We start from the raw sequence: 5,534 nt of genomic DNA on the forward strand, positions 1-5,534 counted from the left end.
GAGGCACCGGCCTCGGACTTGCCCGGCCGGGAGCAACCCGCAGGGCGGGCTTCCGACCCGCCACGATGCGGTCTGAAAGATTCCGACCCTACCAGCAAGCGTAGGGTGGGCAATCTGCCCACCATCCTTCCGCACGCGGACCGATCCCTGCCGCCCCGTCCCACGCACCTGCCCGCCGCTCGTTGCAACGGCCGGCGCAACGGTGGGCAAACTGCCCACCCTACGACTCCCCGCTTGGTGGTGGGCGATCTGCCCACCATTCATCTTGCCGCTGCTGTCTGACATCAATCCTCGGAGGCCGGTCCCGCACATGGTGGGCGAATCGCCCACCCTACAGTCCGAACCCGCAGTGCCCCGACGAACCTCAATCGCGCGCACGGTGGGCAACTTGCCCGCCCTACTTCCCGACATCGCCGGTCGCCGTCGCCTCCGCCCATTCCGGCGGCACCCTTCCCGCGCGGATGTCTCGATGGATCGACGAAAACGGCCAATCCGCGCCGCGCGATACAAGGCCATGCTTCACCGGATTGCGCCAGCAATATTCCACATGCGCCCGATAGTCCCGCTCATCGCGGATCGTATGTTCCCAGAACCGTCGCCGCCACACACCGCATTCGCGCTTGCGCGCCTTGCTGGGCGAAGGTGACGCCCGCAGCCCGGACCAGCGCGTGAAGCGCGCCTTCACCTTGCGCCACCGGATCGAGAAATCGGCGTCCCCCGGCGGCAGGGTCCAGACCGCGTGAAGGTGATCCGGCAAGACCACCATCGCATCGCAGTGCAGCGGATGCTCCGATGCTGTGACGCAAAAGGCCTGGCGCAGGACATCGACATGCCGGACCAGCGCGTCGTCCCCGCGCTGCGAAAGCGCAACCGTGAAAAAGTAGCTGGCACCCGGCAGGCGAAGGCGGCGATAGTACGACATGGTCCCAAGATGAACGGCCAGGGTTAAGCAAGGATGAATCGTAGGGTGGGCAATCTGCCCGCGCTCGAGCGTCCGCGTGGGCAGATTGCCCACCCTACGCCCGGCGGTCTGGCGCTGCCTTTGTCCATGCTTGTCATATCCGCAACCCACCCGCCCGGACTCCGTTACACTTGCGGCACAACAAAGGTAGGATCCCATGCCCCACCCCATCCGCATCGGCGTCGGCGGCTGGACCTATGAACCCTGGCGCGACACTTTCTACCCCTCCGGCCTGCGCCAGGCCGACGAACTGGCCTTCGCCGCCCGCGCTCTGACTGCGATCGAGGTGAACGGCACCTACTACGGCACCCAGAAGCCGGCGACCTTCGCAAAATGGGCGAAGGAAACCCCCGACGGCTTCGTCTTCGCCCTGAAGGCGCCGCGCTTCGCCACCTCCCGCCGCGTGCTGGCCGAAGCCGGCGACTCCATCGCCCGCTTCCTCGCCTCGGGCCTGACCGAGCTGGGCCCGAAGCTCGGCCCGATCAACTGGCAACTGCCGCCGACCAAGAAATTCGATCCCGACGATATGGCGGCCTTCCTCGACCTGCTGCCCGACCGGCTGAAGGGCCTGCCGCTCACCCATGCCATCGAGGCGCGGCACGACAGCTTCGCCTGCGACGAGTTCACCACCCTCCTGCGCGACCGGGGCATCGCCGCCATCCAGGCCGAAGACAGCGACTACCCCCGGATCGACGCCGCCACCGCGCCCTTCGCCTATCTGCGCCTCATGGGCACGCGCGAGGGTGAGCCGGCCGGCTATCCCGAGGCCGGGCTCGACCGCTGGGCCGACCGCCTGCGTGACATGGCGAGGGCGCGGGACGTGTTCCTGTTCGTCATCTCCGGCCACAAGGCGGTCAACCCCGCCGCGGCACAGGCGCTGATCCGGCGGCTGGAATAGGGTTGGCCCTCTGCCGGCTCCCTGCGCAATCCCTGCCACCGCCTTTCGACGCCGCGCGGCCTGTCGGGACGGAAAACCGACGCAAACCCGACGCGGACCCGACCGCGATCCGACGCGATGGCCGCGCCTCGGGGATCCGACCCGCAGTCCTGCGGCAACCTCTTGAAAACCTGCCGGCCTTTCCCATCTGATGGTCATTCCGGCACGGGTGACGTCACCCGCGCCATCCGGCCCTGCCTCGGCGGGCCACCGTCGATGCAGACCGTTCACAGGAGGGTGTGCAATGACAGACTTCTGGAAGAAAGCGACCGACAACTGGCAGGACAGCGTCAACCTGATCCTCGGGCTCTGGCTGATTGTCTCGCCCTGGGTGCTGGGGTTCGCCGGCCTCGAGACGGCGATGTGGAACGCCGTCGTCTTCGGCCTGGTGATCGCCGCGATGGCGCTCGCGGCCCTGACCACGTTCCGTGACTGGGAGGAGTGGATCGACATGGCGATCGGCGCCTGGCTGACGATCTCGCCCTGGGTCCTGGGCTTCGCCACCGGCGCCGAGGGCTCGGCGCTGACCGGCAACTTCGTGGTCGCCGGGCTTCTGGTGCTGGCGCTGTCGGCCTGGTCGCTGGTCGGCCACCACCGCGGCGCCCAGGCCTGAGCGTCGCCTGACGACATGTGACCGGGGCGGCGCCCGCCCCGGTCAGGTCCGGGCTCGGGTCGGGGCAGAATCAGTCGAAGTCGAAGATTTCGCTCAGGAAGCTCTTGCGCCGGCGAGAGGGATGGCCCTGGCCATAGCGGCCGTCGTCATCCCGGTAACGATCCTCGCGCCGGTCATGGCGCGGTTCGCCGCGGGCCGGGTAGGGCTGGGCCTGGACGGGCTGTGCCTGGACGGGTGTCGGGGCAGCGACCGGCTGGCCGGGTTCGGTCAGGGCCGCGGGCGTTGCCCGCTCGATGATCTTGTCCAGCTCGCCCCGGTCGAGCCAGACGCCGCGGCATTTCGGGCAATAGTCGATCTCCACCCCCTGCCGTTCCATCATCTGAAGCTGGGTTCCGTCCACCGGGCATTGCATCGTCGCATCTCCATCTCTTGCCATGCCCCCGATATGGGGCGGCTCGATCCGGCTGCAAGAGTCGCCGGGGCCGGGGCGCAGGCCGCCAACCCGCCGCAATCATGCCCCGACTTTGCCGCAATCCGGGCATAAGCCGCCGTTAAGAAACATAAATGCTAACGCCCTCCCCCCCGGGAGATGCTGAAAGGGACCCGCCGATGATCCGCCCGCTCGTTCTTGCCGCCCTGCTCGCGGCCCCGGCCGCCGAAGCCGCCACCGTGACCTTCACGAACCTGCCGGCCTATGATGCAGCCCTCGGCGCGCCCTCCACGGTGTCCGAGACCTTCGACGGCGGCACGCTGAACGGCAGCGCGATCCAGCAGGTTCTCGGCGCCCGCAGCTTCAACAACAACCGCCTTCAGGGCGTGGCCGGCGGCGGCGCCAACCCGGCCAAGCAGTTCACCACGCTGGTCTTCTCGACCCGAGTGACCGCCTTCGCCGCGGCCTTCGGCAACCTTGCGGCGGGCGAGATCGCCCATGTGCTCCTCGACGGCCTTCAGGCCGCGACGATCACCGGCGGCACTACCTTCTTCGGCATCCAGTCGACCGTCGCCTTCTCGTCGATCACCTTCCTCGACACCACCTTCCCGACCGTCAACACCCAGTTCTTCATCGACAACATGCGGGTGTCGCCGATTCCGGTCGCGGCGGCGGCGCCGATGCTTCTCGGCGGGATCGGGATGCTCGCGGCGCTGCGCCGCCGGCGCCGGGGCTGAGCCGACGCCGCGGCCGCAGGCTCAGAAGGCCTCGACGACCTCGTACATCACCGGCTCGAAGCGCGAGCAGAGCGCGGCGATCCTGCGGTTGCGCTCGCGCATCTCGGGCGTGCGCAGCATCGCCTGGAAGTCGCGCCGGTCGCGCCACTGCGAATAGTTGGCGATGCGCGTCTGGGCATCGTTCATGTGCAACCCGGCGGCGATGAAGCCGGGCTGGCGGCGGATGAAGTTCTCGTAGGCGTCGCGCAGCGCTTCCATCAGGTCATGCGCCGTGCCCGGCGTCATCTCGAACGTGGTGATGACGGTCTGGCCGCTGAAATCCCTGGATATTTCTGGCATCGTGTTCCTCCGCAACCGGCGCGCGCCCCCTGACTATCGCGCCGCGGGGCGGGACTGTAAACAGTCTCAGGCGTCAAGAAGCCGCAGAACCTCGTCGGTCAGCGCGCCCACCTCGGCGCGCGCGGCGGCATGCCCGGCCTCGATGGCGCCGAGCCCCTGGCCCAGCGTCTCGGCATAGACGACGCGGTTGGCGAGCCGCGCCTGCGTCACCCCCGCGGTCAGTTCCGCGGCGGCAGCGGCAACCTCGTCGACAAGCCGCGTTCCCGCCCGGGTCCGGTTGAGAACCAGCCAGGCCGATTTCCGTTCCCGCGCGGCAAGGTCCAGCACCCCGTCCGTGGCCCAGAGATCGACATGCGAGGAGGCGACGGGAACCAGCACCAGGTCGGCCTCGCGGAGCGCGGGGCGCAGGTCGGCATCGACCTTGGGCGGGGTGTCGACGATCACCAGGTCGGCGGTCTTCCTGAGCTTCTCGCATTCGTAGGCGACGCCCCAGGCCGAGGAGGTGGAGAACTCCAGCCCCGCCGCCGCCGTCCCCGTCTCGCCCAGACGTTCGCGCCGGGTCATGAACCAGCGGCCGAGCGAGCCCTGCGGATCGGTGTCGAGAAGCGCCACCCGCATCCCGCGGCCAAGGCAGGCAACGGCCAGGTTGGCGGCCAGAGTCGTCTTTCCCGACCCGCCCTTCTGCTGCACGACCGCGATGACCTTGCCCGCCATGATGCCTCCGAGCCCGCCAGACCTTTGCCGCAGCGCAGCATAAGGCGATTCCCCGGCAGATGCACTTGCAGAAACGCCGCAGGCGGAAAGGCCCGGCCCGGCGCCGGGCCGCGGGAGGCGCGTTCAGCGCAGAGTCAGCACGATCTTGCCGATATGGGCCGAACTTTCGAGCCGCCGGTGCGCCTCGGCGGCTTCCTCCAGCGGGAACTCCGAATCCATCACCGGCGCCAGCCGCCCGCCCTCGATCATCGGCCAGACATGGGCCATCAGCGCCTCGGCGATCCGTGCCTTGGCAAGGTCGCTCTGCGGCCGCAGCGTCGACCCGGTGATCGTCTGGCGCCGCGTCATCAGGGGGGCGAAGTTGATCTCGGCCTTCGGGCCTTGCAGGAAGGCGATCTGCACCAGCCGCCCGTCCTCGGCCAGCGCCTTGAGGTTTCGCGCGATGTAGTCGCCGCCGACCATGTCGAGGATCACGTCGGCCCCGCCCTCGGCCGAGAGGACGGCGGCGAAGTCCTCGGTGCGGTAGTTGATCGCGCGTTCGGCGCCGAGCGCGCCCGCGTTCTGGATCGCTGTCGTGCCGATGCCGGAAGAGCCGCCGTGGACGAGGAACCGCTCGCCCGCCTTCAGGCCGCCGCGCATGACCACGTTCGACCAGACGGTGAAGCAGGTCTCGGGCAGGCAGGCGGCCTCGCGCAGGCCCATGCCCTTCGGCACCGGAAGCGCATGGGCGGCGGGGGTCACCGCGTAATCGGCATAGCCGCCGCCGGGCAGGAGCGCGGTCACCGCATCGCCCACCGCCCAGC

Annotated in this window: 8 protein-coding genes; 3 read left to right on the top strand and 5 right to left on the bottom strand. The window is 69.1% G+C overall.

Features of this window, described 5'->3' with window-relative positions:
- Positions 1 to 397: 397 nt before the first annotated feature.
- A complete protein-coding gene (locus ACE3P6_RS05125) occupies positions 398 to 1,015 on the bottom strand; it encodes a transposase (protein WP_374392298.1) in 618 nt (205 codons plus the stop codon).
- Between the two features lie 103 nt (positions 1,016 to 1,118).
- Here ACE3P6_RS05125 and ACE3P6_RS05130 point away from each other — a divergent pair, with 103 nt between their 5' ends.
- Positions 1,119 to 1,859, top strand: coding sequence for a DUF72 domain-containing protein (locus ACE3P6_RS05130; protein ID WP_374392301.1), 741 nt, complete (start codon positions 1,119 to 1,121; stop codon positions 1,857 to 1,859).
- 283 nt (positions 1,860 to 2,142) lie between these two features.
- Positions 2,143 to 2,511, top strand: coding sequence for an SPW repeat protein (locus ACE3P6_RS05135; RefSeq protein ID WP_374392303.1), 369 nt, complete (start codon positions 2,143 to 2,145; stop codon positions 2,509 to 2,511).
- Between the two features lie 70 nt (positions 2,512 to 2,581).
- Here ACE3P6_RS05135 and ACE3P6_RS05140 read toward each other — a convergent pair whose 3' ends face one another.
- Positions 2,582 to 2,923 (bottom strand): zf-TFIIB domain-containing protein, encoded by a 342-nt coding sequence (locus ACE3P6_RS05140; RefSeq protein WP_374392315.1) that lies wholly within the window; start codon positions 2,921 to 2,923, stop codon positions 2,582 to 2,584.
- A 197-nt stretch (positions 2,924 to 3,120) separates the two neighbouring features.
- Between ACE3P6_RS05140 and ACE3P6_RS05145 the strand changes: the two genes are divergently transcribed.
- Positions 3,121 to 3,678 (top strand): hypothetical protein, encoded by a 558-nt coding sequence (locus ACE3P6_RS05145; protein ID WP_374392305.1) that lies wholly within the window; start codon positions 3,121 to 3,123, stop codon positions 3,676 to 3,678.
- A 21-nt stretch (positions 3,679 to 3,699) separates the two neighbouring features.
- Here ACE3P6_RS05145 and ACE3P6_RS05150 read toward each other — a convergent pair whose 3' ends face one another.
- From ACE3P6_RS05150 to ACE3P6_RS05160, 3 genes are all read right to left on the bottom strand, one after another.
- The gene (locus ACE3P6_RS05150; RefSeq protein WP_374392307.1) at positions 3,700 to 4,017 is read right to left on the bottom strand and encodes an antibiotic biosynthesis monooxygenase; all 318 of its coding nucleotides are present in this window, start codon (positions 4,015 to 4,017) and stop codon (positions 3,700 to 3,702) included.
- Between the two features lie 66 nt (positions 4,018 to 4,083).
- Positions 4,084 to 4,731 (bottom strand): ParA family partition ATPase, encoded by a 648-nt coding sequence (gene parA, locus ACE3P6_RS05155; RefSeq protein ID WP_374392310.1) that lies wholly within the window; start codon positions 4,729 to 4,731, stop codon positions 4,084 to 4,086.
- A 123-nt stretch (positions 4,732 to 4,854) separates the two neighbouring features.
- Positions 4,855 to 5,534, bottom strand: a 680-nt coding sequence (locus tag ACE3P6_RS05160; protein WP_374392312.1) for an NAD(P)H-quinone oxidoreductase, incomplete at its 5' end; no start/stop codon positions are given.

Source organism: Tabrizicola sp., assembly GCF_041911175.1.
Taxonomy (GTDB): domain Bacteria; phylum Pseudomonadota; class Alphaproteobacteria; order Rhodobacterales; family Rhodobacteraceae; genus Tabrizicola.

What these genes read in the sequence shown, in the direction of transcription:
- ACE3P6_RS05130 (WP_374392301.1), top strand. Translation starts at nt 1,119, where the DNA reads ATGCCCCACCCCATCCGCATCGGCGTCGGCGGCTGGACCTATGAACCC.
- ACE3P6_RS05150 (WP_374392307.1), bottom strand. Translation starts at nt 4,017, where the DNA reads ATGCCAGAAATATCCAGGGATTTCAGCGGCCAGACCGTCATCACCACG.
- ACE3P6_RS05140 (WP_374392315.1), bottom strand. Translation starts at nt 2,923, where the DNA reads ATGCAATGCCCGGTGGACGGAACCCAGCTTCAGATGATGGAACGGCAG.
- ACE3P6_RS05135 (WP_374392303.1), top strand. Translation starts at nt 2,143, where the DNA reads ATGACAGACTTCTGGAAGAAAGCGACCGACAACTGGCAGGACAGCGTC.
- ACE3P6_RS05145 (WP_374392305.1), top strand. Translation starts at nt 3,121, where the DNA reads ATGATCCGCCCGCTCGTTCTTGCCGCCCTGCTCGCGGCCCCGGCCGCC.
- parA (WP_374392310.1), bottom strand. Translation starts at nt 4,731, where the DNA reads ATGGCGGGCAAGGTCATCGCGGTCGTGCAGCAGAAGGGCGGGTCGGGA.